Origin of the sequence: Pseudomonas sp. RIT411 (genome assembly GCF_003057735.2) — a bacterium.
Classification (GTDB): domain Bacteria; phylum Pseudomonadota; class Gammaproteobacteria; order Pseudomonadales; family Pseudomonadaceae; genus Chryseomonas; species Chryseomonas oryzihabitans.
Window position 1 is genome coordinate 166,459 of record NZ_QBIZ02000003.1, and the last position, 24,731, is coordinate 191,189.

Annotated in this window: 24 protein-coding genes and 4 tRNA genes; all 28 read right to left on the bottom strand. The window is 60.7% G+C overall.

Features of this window, described 5'->3' with window-relative positions; translation table 11 throughout:
* Positions 1-2: 2 nt before the first annotated feature.
* The 28 genes from rpmC to DBY63_RS06285 all read right to left on the bottom strand — a co-directional run bounded on the left by rpmC (position 3) and on the right by DBY63_RS06285 (position 24,714).
* The gene (gene rpmC, locus DBY63_RS06150; RefSeq protein ID WP_007161243.1) at positions 3-194 is read right to left on the bottom strand and encodes a 50S ribosomal protein L29; all 192 of its coding nucleotides are present in this window, start codon (positions 192-194) and stop codon (positions 3-5) included.
* Positions 194-607 carry a 50S ribosomal protein L16 gene (gene rplP / locus DBY63_RS06155; protein ID WP_007161244.1) on the bottom strand — a complete coding sequence of 138 codons (414 nt, stop codon included), beginning with the start codon at positions 605-607 and terminating at the stop codon, positions 194-196. Before rplP ends, rpmC begins: the two co-directional genes overlap by 1 nt.
* A 12-nt stretch (positions 608-619) precedes the next feature.
* Positions 620-1,309, bottom strand: coding sequence for a 30S ribosomal protein S3 (gene rpsC / locus DBY63_RS06160; protein WP_007161245.1), 690 nt, complete (start codon positions 1,307-1,309; stop codon positions 620-622).
* 13 nt (positions 1,310-1,322) lie between these two features.
* Positions 1,323-1,655 carry a 50S ribosomal protein L22 gene (rplV, locus tag DBY63_RS06165; RefSeq protein ID WP_007161246.1) on the bottom strand — a complete coding sequence of 111 codons (333 nt, stop codon included), beginning with the start codon at positions 1,653-1,655 and terminating at the stop codon, positions 1,323-1,325.
* 12 nt (positions 1,656-1,667) lie between these two features.
* Positions 1,668-1,943 (bottom strand): 30S ribosomal protein S19, encoded by a 276-nt coding sequence (rpsS, locus tag DBY63_RS06170; RefSeq protein ID WP_007161247.1) that lies wholly within the window; start codon positions 1,941-1,943, stop codon positions 1,668-1,670.
* A gap of 18 nt (positions 1,944-1,961) precedes the next feature.
* On the bottom strand, positions 1,962-2,783 hold the full coding sequence (gene rplB / locus DBY63_RS06175; protein WP_007161248.1) for a 50S ribosomal protein L2: 822 nt from the start codon (positions 2,781-2,783) through the stop codon (positions 1,962-1,964).
* Between the two features lie 12 nt (positions 2,784-2,795).
* Entirely contained in the window at positions 2,796-3,095 is a 300-nt protein-coding gene (gene rplW, locus DBY63_RS06180) for a 50S ribosomal protein L23 (RefSeq protein ID WP_007161249.1), read from the bottom strand.
* Complete coding sequence (rplD, locus tag DBY63_RS06185; protein ID WP_007161250.1) at positions 3,092-3,694, bottom strand: 50S ribosomal protein L4; 603 nt, start codon at positions 3,692-3,694, stop codon at positions 3,092-3,094. Before rplD ends, rplW begins: the two co-directional genes overlap by 4 nt.
* A 13-nt stretch (positions 3,695-3,707) precedes the next feature.
* Positions 3,708-4,343, bottom strand: coding sequence for a 50S ribosomal protein L3 (rplC, locus tag DBY63_RS06190; RefSeq protein ID WP_007161251.1), 636 nt, complete (start codon positions 4,341-4,343; stop codon positions 3,708-3,710).
* 84 nt (positions 4,344-4,427) lie between these two features.
* On the bottom strand, positions 4,428-4,739 hold the full coding sequence (gene rpsJ, locus DBY63_RS06195) for a 30S ribosomal protein S10 (RefSeq protein WP_003243886.1): 312 nt from the start codon (positions 4,737-4,739) through the stop codon (positions 4,428-4,430).
* A 171-nt stretch (positions 4,740-4,910) separates the two neighbouring features.
* The gene (gene tuf, locus DBY63_RS06200) at positions 4,911-6,104 is read right to left on the bottom strand and encodes an elongation factor Tu (RefSeq protein WP_027603089.1); all 1,194 of its coding nucleotides are present in this window, start codon (positions 6,102-6,104) and stop codon (positions 4,911-4,913) included.
* Positions 6,105-6,132: 28 nt separating this feature from the next.
* A complete protein-coding gene (fusA, locus tag DBY63_RS06205; protein ID WP_027599186.1) occupies positions 6,133-8,235 on the bottom strand; it encodes an elongation factor G in 2,103 nt (700 codons plus the stop codon).
* Between the two features lie 30 nt (positions 8,236-8,265).
* Positions 8,266-8,739 carry a 30S ribosomal protein S7 gene (gene rpsG, locus DBY63_RS06210; RefSeq protein ID WP_007163088.1) on the bottom strand — a complete coding sequence of 158 codons (474 nt, stop codon included), beginning with the start codon at positions 8,737-8,739 and terminating at the stop codon, positions 8,266-8,268.
* Positions 8,740-8,825: 86 nt separating this feature from the next.
* Positions 8,826-9,197: a 30S ribosomal protein S12 gene (rpsL, locus tag DBY63_RS06215; protein WP_007163089.1), complete on the bottom strand. Its 372-nt coding sequence runs from the start codon at positions 9,195-9,197 to the stop codon at positions 8,826-8,828.
* Positions 9,198-9,362: 165 nt separating this feature from the next.
* A complete protein-coding gene (gene rpoC, locus DBY63_RS06220) occupies positions 9,363-13,562 on the bottom strand; it encodes a DNA-directed RNA polymerase subunit beta' (RefSeq protein WP_017641871.1) in 4,200 nt (1,399 codons plus the stop codon).
* Between the two features lie 62 nt (positions 13,563-13,624).
* On the bottom strand, positions 13,625-17,698 hold the full coding sequence (gene rpoB / locus DBY63_RS06225; protein ID WP_027599187.1) for a DNA-directed RNA polymerase subunit beta: 4,074 nt from the start codon (positions 17,696-17,698) through the stop codon (positions 13,625-13,627).
* 224 nt (positions 17,699-17,922) lie between these two features.
* The gene (gene rplL / locus DBY63_RS06230) at positions 17,923-18,291 is read right to left on the bottom strand and encodes a 50S ribosomal protein L7/L12 (protein ID WP_017641869.1); all 369 of its coding nucleotides are present in this window, start codon (positions 18,289-18,291) and stop codon (positions 17,923-17,925) included.
* A 79-nt stretch (positions 18,292-18,370) separates the two neighbouring features.
* Positions 18,371-18,871 (bottom strand): 50S ribosomal protein L10, encoded by a 501-nt coding sequence (gene rplJ / locus DBY63_RS06235; RefSeq protein WP_007163093.1) that lies wholly within the window; start codon positions 18,869-18,871, stop codon positions 18,371-18,373.
* A 208-nt stretch (positions 18,872-19,079) separates the two neighbouring features.
* Positions 19,080-19,775 carry a 50S ribosomal protein L1 gene (gene rplA, locus DBY63_RS06240; RefSeq protein ID WP_007163094.1) on the bottom strand — a complete coding sequence of 232 codons (696 nt, stop codon included), beginning with the start codon at positions 19,773-19,775 and terminating at the stop codon, positions 19,080-19,082.
* Positions 19,775-20,206: a 50S ribosomal protein L11 gene (rplK, locus tag DBY63_RS06245; RefSeq protein ID WP_007163095.1), complete on the bottom strand. Its 432-nt coding sequence runs from the start codon at positions 20,204-20,206 to the stop codon at positions 19,775-19,777. Before rplK ends, rplA begins: the two co-directional genes overlap by 1 nt.
* Before the next feature lie 112 nt (positions 20,207-20,318).
* The gene (gene nusG, locus DBY63_RS06250; RefSeq protein WP_007163096.1) at positions 20,319-20,852 is read right to left on the bottom strand and encodes a transcription termination/antitermination protein NusG; all 534 of its coding nucleotides are present in this window, start codon (positions 20,850-20,852) and stop codon (positions 20,319-20,321) included.
* An 11-nt stretch (positions 20,853-20,863) separates the two neighbouring features.
* Complete coding sequence (gene secE, locus DBY63_RS06255) at positions 20,864-21,232, bottom strand: preprotein translocase subunit SecE (protein ID WP_027601417.1); 369 nt, start codon at positions 21,230-21,232, stop codon at positions 20,864-20,866.
* A 35-nt stretch (positions 21,233-21,267) separates the two neighbouring features.
* Positions 21,268-21,343 (bottom strand) — tRNA-Trp (locus DBY63_RS06260).
* 54 nt (positions 21,344-21,397) lie between these two features.
* Complete coding sequence (gene tuf, locus DBY63_RS06265) at positions 21,398-22,591, bottom strand: elongation factor Tu (protein WP_027603089.1); 1,194 nt, start codon at positions 22,589-22,591, stop codon at positions 21,398-21,400.
* 84 nt (positions 22,592-22,675) lie between these two features.
* Positions 22,676-22,751, bottom strand: a tRNA-Thr gene (locus DBY63_RS06270).
* A 20-nt stretch (positions 22,752-22,771) separates the two neighbouring features.
* Positions 22,772-22,845: transfer RNA gene (locus tag DBY63_RS06275), tRNA-Gly, on the bottom strand.
* A 22-nt stretch (positions 22,846-22,867) separates the two neighbouring features.
* A tRNA-Tyr gene (locus DBY63_RS06280) sits at positions 22,868-22,952 on the bottom strand.
* Positions 22,953-23,172: 220 nt separating this feature from the next.
* The gene (locus DBY63_RS06285; RefSeq protein WP_027603088.1) at positions 23,173-24,714 is read right to left on the bottom strand and encodes a phosphoenolpyruvate carboxykinase; all 1,542 of its coding nucleotides are present in this window, start codon (positions 24,712-24,714) and stop codon (positions 23,173-23,175) included.
* Positions 24,715-24,731: the final 17 nt, after the last annotated feature.

The following is a 24,731-nucleotide window of genomic DNA, read 5'->3' on the forward strand; positions in this document are numbered from 1 at the left end:
GATCACTTACCTGCTTGCTGGTTCAGCACAGTCTTGACGCGAGCGATGTCGCGCTTCACTTGCGAGAGCATGTGAGACTGACCCAACTGGCCAGTTGCCTTCTGCATACGCAGATTGAACTGGTCACGCAGCAGGTTGAGAAGCTGCTCGTTCAGCTCCTCTACGGATTTCTCACGCAAATCTTTCGCTTTCATCACATCACCGTCCGCTTAACAAAGGAGGTTTCGACGGGAAGCTTGGCAGCGGCCAGGGCGAATGCCTGACGAGCCAGATCCTCGGAAACACCCTCGATCTCGTACAGGACCTTGCCCGGCTGGATCTGGGCTACCCAGTACTCGACACTACCCTTACCTTTACCCATCCGCACTTCGAGAGGCTTCTTGGTGACAGGCTTGTCAGGGAAGACGCGGATCCAGATCTTGCCGCCACGCTTCACGTGACGGGTCAGCGCACGACGTGCGGATTCGATCTGGCGAGCGGTCAGACGGCCACGGCCGACAGCCTTCAGCGCGTACTCGCCGAAGCTGACCTTGCTACCGCGATGAGCCAGACCACGGTTGTGGCCGGTCATCTGCTTGCGGAATTTTGTACGCTTGGGTTGCAGCATGTTGCGTACTCCTTACTTAGCAGCAGCTTTTTTGCGCGGAGCCGGGGCGACGGGCTTGAGCTCTTCCTGGCGGCCACCAATGACCTCACCTTTGAAGATCCAGACCTTCACACCGATCACACCGTAGGTGGTGTGAGCTTCCGCAGTGGCGTAGTCGATATCGGCACGCAGGGTGTGCAGGGGCACACGACCTTCGCGATACCACTCGGTACGGGCGATTTCAGCACCGCCCAGACGACCGCTCACTTGAATCTTGATGCCTTTGGCACCAATGCGGATCGCGTTCTGCACGGCGCGCTTCATGGCGCGACGGAACATCACACGACGCTCAAGCTGCTGCGCAACGCTCTGCGCAACCAGGGCACCATCGAGCTCCGGCTTGCGGATCTCTTCGATGTTGATGTGCACGGGCACACCCATTCTTGCGGTCAGGTCCTGACGCAGCTTCTCGACATCCTCACCTTTCTTGCCGATCACGATACCGGGACGGGCGGTGTGGATGGTGATGCGTGCGGTTTGAGCCGGGCGATGAATATCGATACGGCTTACGGACGCGCTTTTTAGTTTGTCCTGGAGGTACTCACGAACCTTCAGGTCGGCCAGCAGATAGTCCGCATAAGTGCGCTTATCCGCGTACCAGACCGAAGTGTGCTCCTTGACGATACCCAGGCGAATGCCATTGGGATGTACTTTCTGACCCATCTGATCGACTCCGTTACTTGTCCGCAACCTTGACCGTGATATGGCAAGACCGCTTCACGATGCGATCAGCACGACCTTTGGCACGCGGCATGATGCGCTTGAGCGAACGACCTTCGTTTACGAAGACGGTGGAGACCTTCAGGTCGTCCACGTCGGCGCCTTCATTGTGCTCGGCGTTGGCAACAGCCGACTCCAGCACCTTCTTCATGATTTCAGCGGCTTTCTTGCTGCTGAAAGTCAACAGGTTGAGCGCTTCGCCCACCTTCTTCCCGCGAATCTGGTCGGCGACCAAGCGGGCTTTCTGGGCGGAGATACGAGCGCCCGACAGCTTAGCGGCTACTTCCATCTTCCTTACCCCTTAACGCTTGGCTTTCTTGTCAGCCGCATGACCGCGATAGGTGCGGGTAGCAGCGAACTCGCCGAGTTTGTGGCCGACCATGTCTTCGTTCACCAGAACGGGGACATGTTGACGACCGTTGTGCACAGCGATGGTCAGGCCGACCATCTGCGGCAGGATCATCGAACGACGCGACCAGGTCTTGATCGGCTTGCGTTCGTTTTTTTCCACCGCGACTTCGATCTTCTTCAACAGGTGAAGATCGATAAAAGGACCTTTCTTCAGAGAACGGGGCACAGTCGAATCCTCTACTGATTACTTGCCGCGACGGACAATCATCTTGTCGGTACGCTTGTTGGAGCGCGTCTTGAGACCCTTGGTCTTGACGCCCCACGGCGAAACCGGATGACGGCCACCGGAAGTACGACCTTCACCACCACCGTGCGGGTGATCGACCGGGTTCATGGCAACACCACGAACAGTCGGACGCACGCCACGCCAGCGGGTGGCACCGGCCTTACCCAGCGAACGCAGGCTGTGCTCACCGTTGGACACTTCGCCCAGGGTGGCACGGCACTCGGACAGCACCTTGCGCATTTCACCGCTGCGCAGACGCACGGTGACGTAGGCGCCTTCACGGGCGACCAGCTGAGCGGAGGTACCCGCGGAACGAGCGATCTGAGCGCCTTTGCCAGGCTTCAGCTCGATACCGTGGATGGTGCTACCGACCGGCACGTTACGCAGCGGCAGGTTGTTGCCGGCCTTGATGGGCGCGCCAGCGCCGGACAGCAGCTGGTCACCGGCAGCAACGCCCTTGGGGGCGATGATGTAGCGACGCTCGCCATCGGCGTACTTCAGCAGAGCGATGTGTGCAGTACGGTTCGGATCGTATTCGATACGCTCAACGACGGCAGGGATGCCATCCTTGTTGCGACGGAAATCGACCAGACGATAGTGCTGCTTGTGACCACCGCCGATGTGGCGAGTGGTGATACGACCATTGTTGTTACGGCCGCCGGACTTGCTCTTCTTCTCCAGCAAAGGAGCGTAGGGCGCGCCTTTGTGCAGATCAGAGTTGACCACCTTGACCACAAAGCGGCGGCCAGCGGAGGTCGGCTTGCATTTTACGATTGCCATGATGCCCCCTGATTACTCGGCGCTGCTGGAAAAGTCGAGATCCTGGCCCGGCTGGAGCGCGATGTACGCTTTTTTCCAGTCGTTACGCTTGCCCAGACCACGAGCGGTGCGCTTGGTCTTGCCCTGGACGTTCAGGGTGCTGACGCTGCGAACCTTGACCTCGAACAGCTGCTCGACGGCCTTCTTGATTTCCAGCTTGGTTGCATCGGTGGCAACCTTGAATACGAACTGCTTCTGGCTGTCCGCCAGCATGGTGGCCTTCTCGGAGATGTGCGGGCCAAGCAGCACTTTGAATACGCGTTCCTGGTTCATGCCAGCAGCTCCTCGAATTTCTTCACGGCGGACACAGTGACCAGCACCTTGTCGTAGGCGATCAGGCTGACCGGGTCGGAACCCTGGACATCACGCACGTCGACGAAAGGCAGGTTGCGGGCGGCCAGATACAGATTCTGGTCGACAGCGTCGGTCACGATCAGCACGTCGCTCAGGCCCAGGCCGTCCAGCTTGCTGACCAGGGTCTTGGTCTTGGGCGCGTCGACGGCGAAGTCGTCAACCACGACCAGACGATCCAGACGGACCAGCTCGGCGAGGATGGAGCGCAGTGCAGCGCGGTACATCTTCTTGTTCAGCTTCTGGCTGTGATCCTGGGGCTTGGCTGCGAAAGCCACGCCACCGGAACGCCAGATGGGGCTGCGGATGGTACCGGCACGGGCACGACCGCTGCCCTTCTGACGCCAGGGCTTCTTGCCGCCGCCGCTGACTTCGGAACGGGTCTTCTGGGCACGGGTGCCCTGACGACCGCCAGCCATGTAGGCAACGACTGCCTGGTGAACCAGGGTCTCGTTGAATTCACCGCCGAAGGTGTGCTCGGAGACTTCGATAGCTTGAGAGCCATTCACATTGAGTTGCATGTTCTCTCTCCTCTCAACCACGGGCCTTGACAGCGGGACGCACGATCACGTCACCACCCGGCGCGCCGGGGACGGCACCCTTGACCAGCAGCAGGTTGCGCTCGGCGTCTACACGCACGACTTCCAGCGACTGAACGGTTACACGCTCCGCACCCAGGTGACCGGACATTTTCTTGCCCTTGAACACTCGACCAGGAGTCTGGCACTGGCCGATGGAACCAGGTGCACGGTGGGAAACGGAGTTACCGTGGGTGTTGTCCTGACCACGGAAGTTCCAGCGCTTGATGGTACCGGCGTAGCCCTTACCTTTGGACTGACCAGTGACATCAACCATCTGACCGGCTTCGAACAGGGCTACGGTGACTTCGTCGCCAGCCTTGTACTCACCGTCTTCCAGGCGGAATTCGAGGACGCTACGACCAGCAGCAACGCTGGCCTTGGCGAAGTGACCGGCTTGCGCCTTGGTCACGCGGGAAGCACGACGCTCGCCCACGGTTACCTGAATGGCACGGTAGCCATCGGTTTCTTCGCTTTTGAATTGGGTTACGCGATTCGGCTCGATCTCAATGACCGTAACCGGAACGGAAACGCCTTCTTCGGTGAAAACGCGGGTCATACCGCATTTACGACCGACTAAACCAATCGTCATGTTGAGAACCTCTTGAGTGTACGGGGCTTTCACCCGCTATGGCCGCCCATTTCAGAGCGTTACACGACTGAAACCTTGACGGTCTCAGCCGAGGCTGATTTGCACTTCAACGCCAGCGGCGAGATCGAGCTTCATCAGCGCATCGACGGTCTTGTCGGTGGGCTGAACGATGTCGAGCACGCGCTTGTGGGTACGAATTTCGTACTGGTCACGAGCGTCCTTGTTGACGTGCGGAGAAATCAGCACTGTGTAACGTTCCTTGCGGGTTGGCAGAGGAATCGGACCACGCACCTGAGCACCAGTACGTTTCGCGGTTTCCACGATTTCCTGGGTAGATTGATCGATCAGGCGATGATCAAAAGCCTTCAACCGAATACGGATTTGTTGATTTTGCATTTGACCTCAGACTCCAAGCTTTCCCCTCGGGCAAAAAGGTGCCCGATTAAAGGAGGCGCAATTCTAAGGATGTCGCCGACAGCTGTCAAGAACGCCTCTTTTGCCATCTGTCAATTTCATGAGGCAAGAAAAAAGGCCCCGAAGGGCCTTTTTTCGTTTCAGATCAATCGATTACTCGATGATCTTGGCAACCACACCGGCGCCGACGGTACGACCGCCTTCACGGATGGCGAAACGCAGACCATCTTCCATCGCGATCGGAGCGATCAGGGTGACAACCATCTTGATGTTGTCGCCCGGCATCACCATCTCGACGCCTTCCGGCAGTTCGCAGTTACCGGTCACGTCGGTGGTGCGGAAGTAGAACTGCGGACGGTAGCCCTTGAAGAACGGGGTGTGACGACCACCTTCTTCCTTGGACAGCACGTACACTTCGCACTCGAACTTGGTGTGCGGCTTGATGGTGTTCGGCTTGGCCAGAACCTGGCCACGCTCCACGTCTTCACGCTTGGTGCCACGCAGCAGCACGCCGACGTTCTCGCCAGCACGGCCTTCGTCCAGCAGCTTGCGGAACATTTCAACGCCGGTGCAGGTGGTCTTGACGGTGGCCTTGATACCCACGATCTCGACTTCTTCCTGGACCTTGACGATGCCACGCTCGACACGACCGGTTACCACGGTGCCGCGACCGGAGATCGAGAACACGTCTTCGATCGGCATCAGGAACGGCTTGTCGATGGCGCGCTCGGGCTCGGGGATGTAGGAGTCCAGGGTCTCTACCAGCTTGCGCACGGCGGAAACGCCCATCTCGTTGTCATCCTGACCGTTCAGAGCCATCAGCGCGGAGCCGATAACGATCGGAGTATCGTCGCCCGGGAAGTCGTAGGTGTTCAGCAGATCGCGAACTTCCATTTCGACCAGTTCCAGCAGCTCGGCGTCGTCAACCATGTCGGCCTTGTTCAGGAACACGACGATGTAGGGAACGCCTACCTGACGGGACAGCAGGATGTGCTCGCGGGTCTGCGGCATGGGGCCGTCAGCAGCCGAGCAAACCAGGATCGCGCCGTCCATCTGGGCAGCACCGGTGATCATGTTCTTCACGTAGTCGGCGTGGCCGGGGCAGTCGACGTGCGCGTAGTGACGGATCGCCGAGTCGTACTCAACGTGGGAGGTGTTGATGGTGATACCGCGAGCCTTTTCTTCCGGCGCGTTATCGATCTGGTCGAAACCACGAGCGGAACCGCCCCAGGTATCGGCACAGACCTTGGTCAGCGCTGCGGTCAGAGTGGTCTTGCCATGGTCAACGTGACCGATGGTGCCCACGTTCAGGTGCGGTTTGTTACGTTCGAATTTTTCTTTAGCCACGAGATAAAACCTCTAGTCAAAGCGCTGATTAAGCTTGTTTCTTGATGATGGCTTCGGCGATGTTCGACGGAGCTTCGGCGTACTTGGAGAACTCCATGGAGTAGCTTGCGCGACCCTGAGACATGGAGCGGACATCCGTAGCGTAGCCAAACATCTCGCCCAGCGGAACCTCGGCACGGATGACCTTGCCGGTCACGGTGTCTTCCATACCCTGGATCAGGCCACGACGACGGTTCAGGTCGCCCATGACGTCGCCCATGTAGTCTTCCGGGGTCACGACCTCGACCTTCATGATCGGCTCGAGCAGCACGGCACCACCCTTCTGGGTGAGCTGCTTGGTCGCCATGGAGGCAGCGATCTTGAACGCCATCTCGTTGGAGTCGACGTCGTGGTAGGAACCGTCGAACACAGCGGCCTTCAGGCCAAGCAGCGGATAGCCGGCAACGATACCGTTCTTCATCTGCTCTTCGATGCCCTTCTGGATCGCCGGGATGTATTCCTTCGGAATCACACCGCCCACGACTTCGCTGACGAACTCCAGACCTTCCTGACCTTCGTCGGCCGGTGCGAAGCGAATCCAGCAGTGACCGAACTGGCCACGACCACCCGACTGACGAACGAACTTGCCTTCGATCTCGCAGGTGTTGCGGATGGTTTCGCGGTAGGCGACCTGAGGCTTACCGATGTTCGCTTCCACGCCGAATTCGCGCTTCATGCGGTCCACCAGGATGTCCAGGTGCAGCTCGCCCATGCCGGAGATGATGGTCTGACCGGACTCTTCGTCGGTCTTGACGCGGAACGAGGGGTCTTCCTGGGCCAGCTTGCCCAGTGCGATGCCCATCTTTTCCTGGTCGGCCTTGGTCTTCGGCTCGACGGCGACCGAGATCACCGGCTCCGGGAAGTCCATGCGCTCGAGGATGATCGGCTTTTCGATCGAGCACAGGGTGTCACCGGTGGTGACGTCCTTCATGCCGATCAGTGCGGCGATGTCGCCAGCGCGAACTTCCTTGATCTCTTCACGGGTGTTGGCGTGCATCTGCACCATACGGCCGACGCGTTCCTTCTTGCCCTTCACCGAGTTGATGACGGAGTCACCGGAGCTCAGTACACCCGAGTAGACGCGGGCGAAGGTCAGGGTACCCACGAAGGGGTCGGTGGCGATCTTGAACGCCAGAGCTGAGAAGGGCTCGTTGTCGTCTGCATGACGCTCGTCGGTGATTTCCTCGTTGTCCGGGTTGGTACCCTTGATCGCGGGAATCTCGATGGGCGCCGGCAGGAAGTCGATCACGGCGTCCAGAACCAGGGGCACGCCCTTGTTCTTGAAGGACGAACCGCAGACGGCCGGGACGATTTCGCAGGCGATGGTACGCTGACGCAGGCCGGCCTTGATCTCGTCGATCGACAGCTCGCCCTCTTCCAGGTACTTGTTCATCAGCTCTTCGTTGGCTTCGGCAGCAGCCTCGACCATGTTGGAGCGCCACTGCTCGGCATCGGCCAGCATGCCCGCAGGAATCTCTTCCTCGCGATAGGTCATGCCCTGGTCGTCATCGTTCCAGAAGATGGCCTTCATCTTCAGCAGGTCGATCTGGCCCTGGAAGTTCTCTTCCGCGCCAATGGCCAGCTGAACCGGGACCGGAGTGTGGCCCAGGCGCTTCTTGATCTGCTCGACGACGCGCAGGAAGTTGGCGCCGGCACGGTCCATCTTGTTGACGTAGACGATGCGCGGTACGCCGTACTTGTTGGCCTGACGCCATACGGTTTCGGACTGAGGCTCGACACCGGAGGTGCCGCAGAACACCACGACCGCACCGTCCAGCACGCGCAGGGAACGCTCCACCTCAATGGTGAAGTCCACGTGGCCGGGGGTATCGATGATGTTTACGCGGTACTTGTCGTACTGCTTGGTCGAACCGGACCAGAACGCGGTGGTGGCAGCGGAGGTGATGGTGATACCACGCTCCTGCTCCTGCACCATCCAGTCCATGGTCGCAGCGCCGTCGTGAACCTCACCCATTTTGTGGTTCACGCCGGTGTAGAACAGAATCCGCTCGGTAGTAGTCGTCTTACCTGCGTCCACGTGGGCGCAGATACCGATGTTCCGATAGCGGTTAATAGCGGTTGTACGAGCCATAAGGTCCTCGCTTGATTGGAAGCGCTAGGCTTAGAAGCGGTAGTGCGAGAAGGCCTTGTTGGCTTCTGCCATGCGATGCACGTCTTCGCGCTTCTTGACTGCGGCACCCTTGCCTTCAAAAGCGTCCATGAGTTCACCCGCCAGGCGCAGAGCCATGGACTTCTCACCACGCTTGCGCGCGGAGTCCACCAGCCAGCGCATGGCCAGGGCATTACGACGGGAAGGACGAACCTCAACCGGCACCTGGTAGGTAGCACCGCCGACACGGCGGGACTTCACTTCGACCAGCGGAGCGATGGCGTCGAGCGCTTTTTCGAAAACTTCCAGGGGTTCGGCATTCTTGGAACGCTCTTTGACCTTGTCCAGAGCACCATAAACGATACGCTCGGCAACGGCTTTCTTGCCGCTCTCCATCACGTGGTTCATGAACTTGGCCAGGATCTGGCTTCCGTATTTCGGATCGTCAAGTATTTCGCGCTTGGCCGCTACACGACGTCTTGGCATTGATAAGCCCTCAAAACGGTCTTCAGGTTAGCTCGGGACTCGTTGCCCGACCTTACTCTTATCGACTCGAACAAAAAGAAAGGTGGTTACTTCGGACGCTTGGTGCCGTACTTGGAACGGCCCTGCTTGCGGTCCTTCACACCGGTGGTGTCCAGCGAGCCGCGCACGGTGTGATAACGCACACCCGGCAGATCCTTGACCCGGCCACCGCGGATCAGCACGACGCTGTGTTCCTGCAGGTTGTGACCTTCACCGCCGATGTAGGAGGTGACTTCGAAGCCGTTGGTCAGACGCACACGGCAGACCTTCCGCAGTGCGGAGTTGGGCTTCTTGGGAGTGGTGGTGTACACGCGGGTGCACACGCCACGACGTTGCGGGCAGTTTTGCAGCGCAGGTACGTCGGATTTCTCGACGATACGCTTGCGTGCACTACGCACCAGCTGGTTGATAGTTGCCATCTATAGCTCCACTGATTGTCTTGCGACATAAACGAAATAGCAGAACGTCAGTCCTGCCCATTTTCGGGGAACGAAAGTCTAAAGAGCTTCGGCGCCCCAGTCAAGACAAAGCCCCCGGACACCTGGGGCGCCGGGGGCTTTGTCAAGCGAGACCTGCTACCGAACTCAGCTGGCGCTGGAGTTCAGCGCTTCGGTCAGGGCGGCTTCGGCCTCGCTGGCGCTCACGCGCTGCGGCTTGCCGAGTTCGCGCTGGCGCTTGCGCTCGCTGTGGTAGGCCAGACCGGTACCGGCCGGGATCAGACGACCCACCACCACGTTTTCCTTCAGGCCGCGCAGGAAGTCGCGCTTGCCAGTCACGGCGGCCTCGGTCAGGACACGGGTGGTCTCCTGGAAGGAAGCGGCCGAGATGAAGGACTCGGTGGACAGCGAAGCCTTGGTGATACCCAGCAGCACGCGCTCGTACTTGGCGACGAAGCGATCATTGCCGACCAGCTGCTCGTTCTCTTCCAGGACGTGGGTCAGTTCGACCTGATCGCCCTTGATGAAGCTCGAGTCGCCGGTGTCGCTCACCTCGACCTTGCGCAGCATCTGCCGCAGGATGGTCTCGATGTGCTTGTCGTTGATCTTCACGCCCTGCAGGCGGTACACGTCCTGGATCTCGTTGACGATGTACTTGGCCAGCGCGCTGACACCCAGCAGACGCAGGATGTCGTGCGGGTTGCTCGGACCGTCGGAGATGACTTCGCCGCGGCTTACCTGCTCGCCTTCGAAGACGTTCAGGTGGCGCCACTTCGGAATCAGCTCCTCGTAGGGATCGGTGCCATCGGTCGGGGTGATGACCAGACGACGCTTGCCCTTGGTTTCCTTGCCGAAGGAGATGGTACCGCTGATCTCCGCCAGGATTGCCGGCTCCTTGGGACGACGCGCTTCGAAGAGGTCGGCCACGCGGGGCAGACCACCGGTGATGTCGCGGGTCTTGGAGGTTTCCTGGGGGATACGGGCGATAACGTCACCCACATGCACCTTGGCACCGTCGCTCAGGTTGACCAGCGCGTTCGGCGGCAGGAAGTACTGGGCCGGTACGTCGGTACCCGGCAGCAGCAGGTCCTTGCCGTTGGCGTCGATCAGCTTGACCGCCGGACGGATGTCCTTGCCGGAAGTCGGGCGATCCTTGGCGTCGAGCACCTCGATGTTGGTCAGACCGGTCAGTTCGTCGGTCTGGCGCTTGATGGTGATGCCCTCCTCCATACCGACGAAGGCCACGGTACCGTCCATCTCGGTGACGATGGGGTGGGTGTGCGGGTCCCACTTGGCGACGATGGCGCCAGCGTCGACCTTGTCGCCTTCCTTGACCGAGATCACCGCACCGTAGGGCAGCTTGTAGCGCTCGCGCTCACGACCGAAGTCGTCGGCGATCGCCAGCTCACCGGAACGGGACACGGCAACCAGGGCACCGTCGGCACGTTCGACGTGCTTCAGGTTGTGCAGGCGGATGGCACCGCCGTTCTTGACCTGGACGCTGTCGGCCGCGGAAGTCCGGCTGGCCGCACCACCGATGTGGAAGGTACGCATGGTCAGCTGGGTACCCGGCTCACCGATGGACTGGGCGGCGATGACGCCGACCGCCTCACCGATGTTGACCTGGTGACCACGGGCCAGATCGCGACCGTAGCACTTGGCGCAGATGCCATGACGGGTTTCGCAGGTGATCGGCGAACGCACCACGACTTCGTCGACGCTATTGAGCTCGAGGAACTCGACCCAGCGCTCGTCGACCAGGGTGCCAGCCGGCACGATGATCTCTTCGGTACCCGGCTTGGGCACGTCGCGGGCGATGACCCGGCCCAGAACGCGCTCACCCAGGGGCTCGACCACGTCGCCGCCTTCGATGTGCGGGGTCATGATCAGGCCGCGCTCGGTACCGCAGTCGACCTCGGTCACCACCAGATCCTGGGCCACGTCGACGAGACGACGGGTCAGGTAACCGGAGTTCGCGGTCTTCAGGGCGGTATCCGCCAGACCCTTACGGGCACCGTGGGTGGAGATGAAGTACTGGAGTACGTTCAGGCCTTCACGGAAGTTGGCGGTAATGGGCGTCTCGATGATGGAGCCGTCCGGCTTGGCCATCAGGCCACGCATGCCGGCGAGCTGACGAATCTGGGCCGCGGAACCCCGGGCGCCGGAATCGGCCATCATGTACATGGAGTTGAAGGACTCCTGGTCGACTTCCTTGCCCTCGCGGTCGATGACCTTCTCTTTCGAGAGGTTGGTCATCATCGCCTTGGACACTTCGTCGTTGGCCTTCGACCAGAGGTCGATCACCTTGTTGTACTTCTCGCCCTGGGTCACCAGGCCGGAGGCGTACTGGCTCTCGATCTCCTTCACCTCGGCGGTGGCGGCATCGATGATGCGTGCCTTCTCGTCCGGGATGACGAAGTCATTGACGCCGATGGAGACGCCGGACAGGGTCGAATAGGCGAAACCGGTGTACATCAGCTGGTCGGCGAAGATGACGGTGTCCTTCAGACCCACCACGCGGTAGCAGTGGTTGATCAGCTTGGAGATGGCCTTCTTCTTCATCGACTGGTTGACCACGTCGTACGGCAGACCGGCGGGCACGACCTGGAACAGCAGCGCACGGCCAACGGTGGTGTCGACGATGCGGGTGTTCTTGGTCAGGCTGCCGTCCTTGTGACGGATGGTCTCGTTGATGCGCACCTTGACCTTGGCGTGCAGCGCGGCTTCGCCGGCACGGAAGACGCGATCGACTTCCTGCAGGTCGGCGAACACGCGGCCTTCGCCCTTGGCGTTGATGGCTTCACGGGTCATGTAGTACAGACCCAGAACCACGTCCTGCGACGGCACGATGATCGGCTCGCCGTTAGCGGGCGACAGAATGTTGTTGGTCGACATCATCAGGGCGCGCGCTTCCAGCTGGGCTTCCAGCGTCAGCGGCACGTGCACGGCCATCTGGTCACCGTCGAAGTCGGCGTTGTACGCGGCGCAGACCAGCGGGTGCAGCTGGATCGCCTTGCCTTCGATGAGGACCGGCTCGAACGCCTGGATGCCCAGACGGTGCAGGGTCGGGGCGCGGTTGAGCAGCACGGGGTGTTCGCGGATGACTTCGGCGAGAACGTCCCAGACCTCGGGCAGTTCGCGCTCGACCATCTTCTTGGCGGCCTTGATGGTGGTCGCCATGCCACGGGCTTCCAGCTTGCCGAAGATGAACGGCTTGAACAGCTCCAGGGCCATCTTCTTGGGCAGACCACACTGGTGCAGACGCAGGGTCGGGCCCACGGTGATCACGGAACGACCCGAGTAGTCGACGCGCTTGCCCAGCAGGTTCTGACGGAAACGACCCTGCTTGCCCTTGATCATGTCGGCCAGGGACTTCAGCGGGCGCTTGTTGGAACCGGTGATGGCACGACCGCGACGGCCGTTGTCCAGCAGGGCGTCAACGGCTTCCTGCAGCATGCGCTTCTCGTTGCGCACGATGATGTCGGGCGCGGCGAGGTCGAGCAGCCGCTTGAGGCGGTTGTTCCGGTTGATGACGCGACGATAGAGATCGTTCAGGTCGGAGGTCGCGAAGCGGCCGCCATCCAGCGGCACCAGCGGACGCAGGTCCGGCGGCAGCACGGGCAGCACGGTCATGACCATCCACTCCGGCTTGTTGCCGGAGCCCTGGAAGGCTTCCATCAGCTTCAGGCGCTTGGACAGCTTCTTGATCTTGGTCTCGGAGTTGGTCTGCGGAATCTCTTCGCGCAGGCGGCCGATCTCGTGCTCCAGATCAATGGCGCCGAGCAGTTGGAACACGGCTTCCGCACCCATGCGGGCATCGAAGTCGTCGCCGAACTCTTCCAGGGCCTCGAAGTACTGTTCGTCGTTGAGCAGCTGGTACTTCTCGAGGGTGGTCATGCCCGGGTCGATCACCACGTAGCTCTCGAAGTAGAGCACGCGCTCGATGTCACGCAGGGTCATGTCCAGCAGCAGGCCGATACGGGACGGCAGCGACTTCAGGAACCAGATGTGGGCGACGGGCGAAGCCAGTTCGATGTGGCCCATGCGCTCGCGGCGCACCTTGGCCAGGGCGACTTCCACGCCGCACTTCTCGCAGATCACGCCGCGGTGCTTGAGGCGCTTGTACTTTCCGCACAGGCACTCGTAGTCCTTGACCGGGCCAAAGATCTTGGCGCAGAACAGACCATCGCGCTCGGGCTTGAAGGTACGGTAGTTGATGGTCTCCGGCTTCTTCACTTCACCGAACGACCAGGAACGAATCATCTCGGGCGAGGCCAGACCGATACGGATGGCATCGAACTCTTCGAGTTGACCCTGGTTTTTCAACAGATTGAGCAAGTCTTTCAAGGCCTTTCCTCCTCACGGACCGGAGACGACCGCCGCGCGGTCGTCTCCTCTAGGGTCTCGTGTTATTCGGTTTCCAGTTCGATATCGATGCCGAGCGAGCGGATTTCCTTGATCAGTACGTTGAAGGACTCGGGCATGCCGGCCTCCATGCGGTGATCCCCGTCCACGATGTTCTTGTACATCTTGGTCCGGCCGTTCACATCGTCCGACTTCACCGTCAGCATTTCCTGCAGGGTGTAAGCCGCGCCATAGGCCTCCAGTGCCCAGACCTCCATCTCCCCGAAACGCTGACCACCGAACTGCGCCTTACCACCCAGCGGCTGCTGGGTAACCAGGCTGTAGGAGCCGGTGGAACGGGCGTGCATCTTGTCGTCCACCAGGTGGTTCAGCTTGAGCATGTACATGTAGCCAACGGTGGTGGTGCGTTCGAAGGCGTTGCCGGTGCGACCGTCATACAGACGCATCTGGCCGCTCTCGGGCAGATCGGCCAGCTTCAGCATAGCCTTGATCTCGCGCTCCTTGGCACCGTCGAATACCGGCGTGGCCATGGGAACACCGCCACGCAGGTTCTTCGCCAGGTCGAGGATTTCCTGATCGCTCAGGTCGTCCAGCTTCTCCTGACGGCCACCGATCTCGTTGTAGATCTCGTGCAGGAAGCCACGCAGTTCGGCGACCTTGCGCTGCTCTTCGATCATCACGTTGATCTTCTCGCCCAGGCCCTTGGCCGCGAGGCCCAGGTGGGTTTCGAGGATCTGACCGACGTTCATCCGCGAAGGTACGCCCAGCGGGTTCAGCACGATGTCCACCGGCGTGCCGTTGGCGTCGTAGGGCATGTCTTCGACCGGCATGATCACCGAGACCACACCCTTGTTACCGTGGCGACCGGCCATCTTGTCGCCCGGCTGGATGCGGCGCTTGATGGCGAGGTAGACCTTGACGATCTTCAGTACGCCCGGAGCCAGGTCATCGCCCTGCTGCAGCTTGCGCTTCTTGTCTTCGAACTTGTCGTCCAGCAGCTGGCGACGGTCGGACAGGTAGGCCTGGGCCTTTTCCAGCTGCTCGTTGTGAGCATCTTCCGCCATGCGCAGCTTGAACCACTGGCCGCGCTCGAGGCCGTTCAGGTACTCGTCGGTGATAACGGCACCCTTCTTGACCGCCGGACCGCCTTCGGCGACCTGACCAACCAGAGCCTGACGCAGACGCTCGAAGGTCGCGCCTTCGACGATGCGGAACTCTTCGTTCAGGTCCTTGCGGATCTCGTCGAGCTGGGACTTCTCGATGGCCAGGGCGCGGGAGTCGCGCTCGACACCGTCACGGGTGAAGACCTGGACGTCGATGACGGTACCCTTGGTGCCGGTGGGCACGCGCAGGGAGGTGTCCTTAACATCGCTGGCCTTTTCGCCGAAGATGGCGCGCAGCAGCTTCTCTTCCGGGGTCAGCTGGGTTTCGCCCTTGGGCGTGACCTTGCCGACCAGGATGTCACCGGCACCGACTTCGGCACCGACGTAGACGATACCGGCCTCGTCCAGCTTGTTCAGCGCAGCCTCACCCACGTTCGGGATGTCGGAGGTGATCTCCTCCGGGCCGAGCTTGGTGTCACGGGCCACACAGGTCAGTTCCTGGATGTGGATAGTGGTGAAGCGGTCTTCCTGGACAACGCGCTCCGACAGACAGATGGAGTCTTCGAAGTTGAAGCCGTTCCAGGGCATGAAGGCCACGCGCATGTTCTGACCCAGTGCCAGCTCGCCCATATCGGTCGAGGGGCCATCGGCCAGGATGTCGAACTTGGCCACCTGATCACCCTTGCTCACCAGCGGACGCTGGTTGATGCAGGTGTTCTGGTTGGAACGGGTGTACTTGGTCAGGTTGTAGATGTCGACGCCGGCTTCACCGGTCTCGACTTCGTCATCGTTGACCCGCACCACGATACGGCTGGCATCGACGGAGTCGATCACGCCACCCCGACGGGCCACGACGCAGACGCCGGAGTCACGGGCGACGTTGCGCTCCATGCCGGTACCCACCAGCGGCTTGTCCGAACGCAGGGTCGGTACGGCCTGACGCTGCATGTTCGAACCCATCAACGCGCGGTTGGCGTCGTCGTGCTCGAGGAACGGAATCAGCGAGGCGGCGACGGAGACGACCTGCTTGGGCGAAACGTCCATCAGGGTGACGTCTTCGGGCGCCTTGACGGTGAATTCGTTCAGGTGACGCACGGCCACCAGCTCGTCGATCAGCCGGTTGTTCTCGTCCAGCCCGGCGGAGGCCTGGGCGATCACGTGGTTGGCTTCTTCGATGGCCGACAGGAAGACGATCTCGTCAGTGGCCACGCCGTCCTTGACCATGCGGTACGGGCTTTCGAGGAAGCCGTACTGGTTGGTGCGGGCATAGGCAGCCAGGGAGTTGATCAGGCCGATGTTCGGACCTTCCGGCGTTTCGATCGGGCAGACCCGGCCGTAGTGCGTCGGGTGTACGTCACGGACTTCGAAGCCGGCGCGCTCACGGGTCAGACCGCCCGGGCCGAGTGCGGAGACACGGCGCTTGTGGGTGATCTCCGACAGCGGGTTGTTCTGGTCCATGAACTGGGACAGCTGGCTGGAACCGAAGAATTCCTTGATCGCGGCGGCCACCGGCTTGGCGTTGATCAGGTCTTGCGGCATCAGGCCTTCGCTTTCGGCCATGGACAGGCGTTCCTTGACGGCACGCTCCACCCGCACCAGGCCCACGCGGAACTGGTTCTCGGCCATTTCACCGACGCAACGGACGCGACGGTTGCCCAGGTGGTCGATGTCGTCGACGATGCCCTTGCCGTTACGGATGTCGACCAGGGTCTTGAGCACGTCGACGATGTCTTCGCGGCTCAGGACGCCCGAGCCTTCGATGGCGTCGCGACCGATACGGCGGTTGAACTTCATGCGGCCGACGGCGGACAGGTCGTAACGCTCGGCGCTGAAGAACAGGTTGTTGAACAGGGTCTCGGCAGCTTCCTTGGTCGGCGGCTCGCCAGGACGCATCATCCGATAGATCTCGACCAGGGCTTCCAGCTGGTTGCCGGTGGAATCGATCTTCAGGGTATCGGAGATGAACGGACCACAGTCGATGTCGTTGGTGTACAGCGTCTCGAGCCGTACGACATTGGCCTTGGCCATCTTGGCCAGCATGTCCAGGGTCAGCTCGGTGTTGCACTCGGCGATGATCTCGCCGGTGGACGGGTGCACGATGGCCTTGGCAGTGGTACGGCCAATGACGTAATCGAAGGGCACTTCCAGCTCGGTGATGCCGGACTTCTCCAGCTGGTTGATGTGGCGAGCGGTCACGCGACGGCCCTGCTCCACGATCACCTTGCCGGTTTCGTCCTTGATGTCGAAGCTGGCGATGTCACCACGCAGGCGCTGGGGCACCAGTTCCAGATTCAGGGTCTCGCCCTTGATGTGGAAGACGTTGGTGTCATAGAAGGCATCCAGCACTTCTTCGGTGCTGTAGCCGAGCGCGCGCAGCAGTACCGAGGCCGGCAGCTTGCGGCGACGGTCGATACGCACGAACACGGCGTCCTTGGGGTCGAACTCGAAGTCCAGCCAGGAGCCGCGGTAGGGAATGATGCGCGCCGAGTACAGCAGCTTGCCCGAGCTGTGGGTCTTGCCGCGGTCGTGATCGAAGAACACGCCCGGGCTGCGGTGCAGCTGGGACACGATGACACGCTCGGTACCGTTGATGATGAAGGTACCGTTCTCGGTCATCAGGGGGATTTCCCCCATGTAGACTTCCTGCTCCTTGATGTCCTTGATCGCCTTGTTCGACGACTCGCGGTCGAAAATGATCAGACGAACCTTGACCCGCAGCGGGACGGCGAAGGTCACGCCGCGCAGGACGCATTCCTTCACATCGAAAGCCGGCTCGCCCAGGCGATAGCCGACGTATTCCAGGGCCGCATTGCCGGAATAGCTGATAATCGGGAAAACGGACTTGAAGGCCGCATGCAGGCCGATATCGCGGAACTGGTCTTTGCCTGCGCCCGCCTGCAGGAATTCGCGGTACGAATCCAGTTGGATAGCCAGCAAATAGGGCACGTCCATGACGTGCGGCAACTTGCTAAAGTCCTTGCGGATACGTTTTTTCTCAGTGTATGAGTAAGCCATCAGCGTTCCCCAGCTTGGTCACCAGCTTGTTTGGCCTCTCCGACGGGAGCAGCCGGAAAATCGTGCAAACCCTTGGTTTGCCGCACCCCGAGAGCGAGGTGGATACAGCGCGTTTTGCCAGGCGGATATGCTCGCCCTGCACAAAACGGCAAAAGGCCGGTGGCGTTCGCCACCAGCCATCAGCCGAACGTGAGACGTTCTGGCTGTAGACGCAAGAACCGAACTTACTTGAGCTCGACCTTGGCGCCTGCTTCTTCCAGAGACTTCTTGGCAGCCTCGGCTTCCTCTTTGGAAACGCCTTCCTTGACCACGCCCGGGGCGCCGTCAACGACAGCCTTGGCTTCTTTCAGGCCCAGACCGGTCAGTTCACGAACGACCTTGATGACGTTCACTTTCTTGTCGCCGGCTTCGGTCAACATGATGGTGAATTCGGTCTGCTCTTCGACGACAGCAGCGGCAGCAGCCGGGCCAGCGGCAACGGCGGCAGCGGCGGTCACGCCGAACTTCTCTTCCATCGCCTTGATCAGTTCCACCACTTGCATGACGGACATTTCGGATACGGCGTTGATGATGTCTTCGTTGGTCAGAGCCATGACTCTATATTCCTATAACAGGGTGCGGCTTCAGGCCGCAAATAATAAGAAAGACTTGCAGGAAACGCAGCACGCCTGATCAGGCGGCGGCAGCTTCCTTTTGGTCGCGAATGGCGGCGAGGGTACGAGCCAGCTTGCTGGTAGCGCCCTGGATGACGCTCATCAGCTGGGACACAGCTTCGTCGTAGGTCGGCAGCGATGCCAGTACGTCGATCTGGTTAGCCGGAATGAGCTTGCCTTCGAACGCGGCGGCCTTGATCTCGAACTTGTCCTGACCCTTGGCGAAATCCTTGAAGATACGGGCGGCAGCGCCCGGATGCTCCTGGGAGAACGCGATCAGGGTCGGGCCCTTGAAGGTGTCGTTGAGGACGTCGAAAGACGTACCTTCAACGGCACGACGCAGCAGGGTGTTACGTACGACACGTACATAGACACCGGCCGCGCGGGCCTCTTTACGGAGTCCGGTCATGGCACCCACAGTCACGCCACGGGCATCGGCCACGACAGCGGACAGGGCACCTTGGGCAGCCTCGTTGACTTCAGCGACGATAGCCTTCTTGTCTTCGAGTTTGATTGCCACGGGTTTAACTCCTGGATGTTACCGTTTCGCCCGATGGACTGGGCGGCGTTTTGGTGTCTGACTCGGTAACCGAATCGGGAGCACCATCTGCGTAGGCTAGGGTTTCCCCGGTTTAAGACCTGCGTCCCCTACGGTCTTGGACAGCCCCCGCCAGGCAGGGACCCCAATCTTGGCGCCGTGCCCGAGGGCACGGCGACTTGCAACTTGCTTAGGCTTCCAGGGAAGCCTGGTCGATCTGCAGACCCGGGCCCATGGTGGAGCTCAGGGTGATGCGCTTGACGTAGATGCCCTTGGAGGTCGAGGGCTTCAGGCGCTTCAGGTCGGCCAGCAGAGCTTCAACGTTCTGCTTCAGCTTCACGGGCTCGAAATCGATCTTGCCAACGGAAGCGTGGATGATGCCGTTCTTGTCGGTACGGAAGCGCACCTGACCAGCCTTGGCATTCTTGACGGCGGTAGCGACGTCCGGGGTCACGGTGCCAACCTTGGGGTTGGGCATCAGACCGCGCGGGCCGAGCAGCTGACCCAGCTGGCCAACAACGCGCATGGCGTCCGGCGAGGCGATGACGACGTCGTAGTTCAGGTCGCCGGCCTTCATTTCGGCAGCCAGTTCGTCCATGCCGACTTTCTCGGCACCAGCGGCCAGTGCAGCTTCGGCATTGGCACCCTGGGTGAACACGGCAACGCGAACCGACTTGCCAGTGCCGTTGGGCAGCACGGTGGCGCCACGGACGACCTGGTCGGATTTACGCGGATCCACGCCCAGGTTCACGGAGACGTCGATGGACTCCTTGAACTTGATGGTGGACAGCTCGGCCAGCAGGGCTGCAGCTTCTTCGAAGCCGTACTGCTTGCCAGCCTGGATTTTTTCGGCGATAGCCTTTTGACGCTTAGTGAGCTTGGCCATTACACGCCCTCCACATTCAGACCCATGCTACGAGCGGAACCGGCGATGGTACGCACGGCGGCGTCCATATCGGCGGCGGTGAGATCGGCATTCTTGGTCTTGGCGATCTCTTCCAGCTGGGCGCGGGTGACGGTACCGACCTTCTGGCTGTTGGGACGAGCGGAGCCGCTCTGAATGCCAGCAGCCTTCTTGAGCAGCACGGAAGCCGGGGTGCTCTTGATTTCGAAGGTGAAGCTGCGGTCGCTGTACACGGTGATGATCACCGGGGTGGGCAGACCGGGCTCCATGCCCTGGGTGCGGGCATTGAACGCCTTGCAGAATTCCATGATGTTGACGCCGTGCTGACCCAGCGCCGGACCGACCGGCGGGCTCGGGTTGGCTTGAGCGGCCTTAACCTGCAGCTTGATGTAAGCCTGAATCTTCTTAGCCATGTGCTACTCCAATGATGGGTTCAACGCCCCGCGGGGCTCCCCAATTACTTGCTATATCCCAGTGACGACAAAACCCCGCAGCCTGGGCTACGGGGTGAGGGATGCGGACAACCTAGACCTTTTCGACCTGGCTGAACTCAAGCTCCACAGGGGTCGACCGACCAAAGATCAGTACCGCCACGTGGATGCGACTCTTCTCGTAATTCACTTCTTCGACGACGCCGTTGAAGTCGGCGAACGGACCATCTACCACCCGAACCGTTTCGCCAGCCTCGAACAGGGTCTTCGGCTTGGGCTTGTCGCTGCTGTCGGAGACACGACGCAGGATGGCGTCCGCCTCACGATCAGTGATGGGTGCCGGCTTGTCGGCGGTACCGCCGATGAAGCCCATGACCCGAGGGGTATCCTTGACCAGGTGCCAGGTCCCTTCGTTCATTTCCATCTGCACCAGGACGTAGCCCGGGAAAAACTTGCGCTCGCTCTTGCGCTTCTGGCCATTGCGCATTTCCACCACTTCTTCGGTGGGCACGAGAATGTCGCCGAACTGGTCTTCCATTTCGTGCAGCTTGACGCGCTCGATCAACGAACGCATGACATGCTTCTCGTAACCCGAGTAGGCATGCACGACGTACCAACGCTTAGCCACGGCGAACCCTTTCAACCAACAATCGTGGAAACCAGCCAACCGAGCAGGGAGTCGAGCCCCCACAACAACAAAGCCATCACGAGCACCACGGCAACCACGATCAGCGTGGTCTGAGTGGTCTCTTGCCGGGTAGGCCAGACAACCTTGCGAATCTCGGTACGGGCGTCTTTCAGCAAGCCGAAGAAGGCCTGCCCCTTGGCGGTCTGCAGGGCAACAAAGGCAGCAATGGCTGCCAGCACCAACAGACCTACCACTCGATACAGGATGGACTGAGCAGCGAAGTAGTGGTTGGCAACAACACCGACCGCTACCAGAACGACAACCACCAGCCACTTCAGCGCATCGAAGCGCGACTCTTTGGCTTCCGCCTTGATGCTCATTGCATGAATCCTGTAAGGAGTGCCAGATGGGAATCTGGCAGGCCAGGAGGGAATCGAACCCCCAACCTGCGGTTTTGGAGACCGCCGCTCTGCCAATTGAGCTACTGGCCTGTAACTTGAATCAGGCCGACCATTATGCCGGCCTGACAGCCCAAGATCAATCGATTACTCGATGATCTTGGCAACCACACCGGCGCCGACGGTACGACCGCCTTCACGGATGGCGAAACGCAGACCATCTTCCATCGCGATCGGAGCGATCAGGGTGACAACCATCTTGATGTTGTCGCCCGGCATCACCATCTCGACGCCTTCCGGCAGTTCGCAGTTACCGGTCACGTCGGTGGTGCGGAAGTAGAACTGCGGACGGTAGCCCTTGAAGAACGGGGTGTGACGACCACCTTCTTCCTTGGACAGCACGTACACTTCGCACTCGAACTTGGTGTGCGGCTTGATGGTGTTCGGCTTGGCCAGAACCTGGCCACGCTCCACGTCTTCACGCTTGGTGCCACGCAGCAGCACGCCGACGTTCTCGCCAGCACGGCCTTCGTCCAGCAGCTTGCGGAACATTTCAACGCCGGTGCAGGTGGTCTTGACGGTGGCCTTGATACCCACGATCTCGACTTCTTCCTGGACCTTGACGATGCCACGCTCGACACGACCGGTTACCACGGTGCCGCGACCGGAGATCGAGAACACGTCTTCGATCGGCATCAGGAACGGCTTGTCGATGGCGCGCTCGGGCTCGGGGATGTAGGAGTCCAGGGTCTCTACCAGCTTGCGCACGGCGGAAACGCCCATCTCGTTGTCATCCTGACCGTTCAGAGCCATCAGCGCGGAGCCGATAACGATCGGAGTATCGTCGCCCGGGAAGTCGTAGGTGTTCAGCAGATCGCGAACTTCCATTTCGACCAGTTCCAGCAGCTCGGCGTCGTCAACCATGTCGGCCTTGTTCAGGAACACGACGATGTAGGGAACGCCTACCTGACGGGACAGCAGGATGTGCTCGCGGGTCTGCGGCATGGGGCCGTCAGCAGCCGAGCAAACCAGGATCGCGCCGTCCATCTGGGCAGCACCGGTGATCATGTTCTTCACGTAGTCGGCGTGGCCGGGGCAGTCGACGTGCGCGTAGTGACGGATCGCCGAGTCGTACTCAACGTGGGAGGTGTTGATGGTGATACCGCGAGCCTTTTCTTCCGGCGCGTTATCGATCTGGTCGAAACCACGAGCGGAACCGCCCCAGGTATCGGCACAGACCTTGGTCAGCGCTGCGGTCAGAGTGGTCTTGCCATGGTCAACGTGACCGATGGTGCCCACGTTCAGGTGCGGCTTGTTACGTTCAAACTTTTCTTTAGCCATCGACACTCTCTCCCTTCACGAATTGAGCAAAGCAATGCCGCCATTAAAACAAAGGCAGATATTTTCATATCTGCCTTTTTAAGATGGAGCTCATGAGCGGATTTGAACCGCTGACCTCACCCTTACCAAGGGTGTGCTCTACCAACTGAGCTACATGAGCGAAACATTTGCCAGTCAAACTGGAGCGGGTAGCGGGAATCGAACCCGCATCATCAGCTTGGAAGGCTGAGGTTCTACCACTGAACTATACCCGCAGAGCCTAACGCTCTAGCAATCTGGTGGAGGGGGAAGGATTCGAACCTTCGAAGTCTGCGACGTCAGATTTACAGTCTGATCCCTTTGGCCACTCGGGAACCCCTCCAAAGTGAGGCGGCATTTTCTTCATCTGCCCTCCTCTTGTCAAGGATCTTTTTAAAATCTCCTTAACAATCAGTGCTTTCGCCTCGCTCGCTAGCGTTATCAGCGAAAGCGGGCGCAGTTTATGCAACCACGGCGGAGTGCGCAACCCCAAAACGCAAAAAAAGCTTAAAAAACAAAGGCCGCCCTAGCGGCGGCCTTTGTTTGCAGACGGCGACCCCCTATTACAGCTGGGGACCGGCCGCCACGATGCCTTCGGAGACGCCGGAGAACTTCTTGAAATTCTCGACGAACTTGCCGGCCAGCTCCCGAGCGGCGGCGTCATAGGCGGCGCCATCCTGCCAGGTGTCGCGCGGATTGAGCAGAACGCTGTCCACGCCTGGCACGGCGATCGGGACATCGAGATTGATGACCGGCACATGGCGAGTCTCGGCACCGATGAGGGCGCCGCTCTGAATGGCCGCGATCACCGCGCGAGTGGTGGGGATGTTGAAGCGCTTGCCCACGCCGTAGCCACCACCGGTCCAGCCGGTGTTGACCAGGTACACCTTGGACCCGAAGCCCTGGATGCGCTTGATCAGCAGATCGGCGTACTCAGCCGCCGGGCGCGGGAAGAAGGGCGCACCGAAGCAGGTGGAGAAGGTCGACTTGATGCCGGGACCGGAACCCATCTCGGTCGAGCCGACCAGGGCGGTGTAGCCGGACAGGAAGTGATAGGCCGCCTGCTCATTATTAAGGATGGAAACCGGGGGCAGCACACCGGTGAGGTCGCAGGTCAGGAAGATGACCGCATTGGGCTCGCCACCCAGGTTGTGCTCGGCGCGCTTGTCGATCAGCTCGCGCGGATAGGCCGCCCGGCTGTTCTGGGTCAGGCTGTCGTCGGCATAGTTGGGCTGACGGGTCTGGGGATCCAGGACCACGTTCTCCAGCACGGCGCCGAACTGGATGGCCTTCCAGATCACCGGCTCGTTCTTCTCGGACAGGTCGATGCACTTGGCGTAGCAGCCACCTTCCATGTTGAAGACCGTGCCCACGCCCCAGCCGTGCTCGTCGTCACCGATGAGGTAGCGGCTCTGGTCGGCGGACAGGGTCGTCTTGCCGGTGCCGGAGAGGCCGAAGAACAGGGTGACATCCCCCTCCTCGCCCACGTTGGCGGCGCAGTGCATCGGCAGCACATCCTTTTCCGGCAGCAGGAAGTTCTGCACCGAGAACATGGCCTTCTTCATTTCGCCGGCGTAGCGCATGCCGGCGATCAGCACCTTGCGGGCCGCGAAGTTGATGATGACGGTGCCGTCGGAATTGGTGCCGTCACGCTCGGGCTCGCAGACGAACTCGGGCGCATTGAGGATCTCCCAGGCCGGCTTGGACTGGGGATTGTATTCGGCCGGATTGATGAACAGGCAGCGGCCGAACAGGTTGTGCCAGGCGGTCTGGGTGCGCATGACGACGGGCAGGTAGTGCTCGACATCGGCGCCTACATGGACGTGGGAGACGAATTGATCACGCTCGTCCAGGTAGGCGCTGACGCGCTCCCACAGCGGGGCGAACTTCTCCTCCGGGAAAGGCCGGTTGATCGGCCCCCAGTGGATGGCGTCGCGCGTGGAGGCTTCCTCGACGATAAAGCGATCTACCGGCGAACGCCCCGTGCGATGCCCCGTCTTGACGACCAGCGAGCCATTGGCGGCCAGCTCTCCTTCGCCACGTCGCAGGGACTCTTCCACTAACTGCGCGACGCTGATATCGGTATACACGTTGGCTTTCGTCATTTCGTTCCCCATGGCCC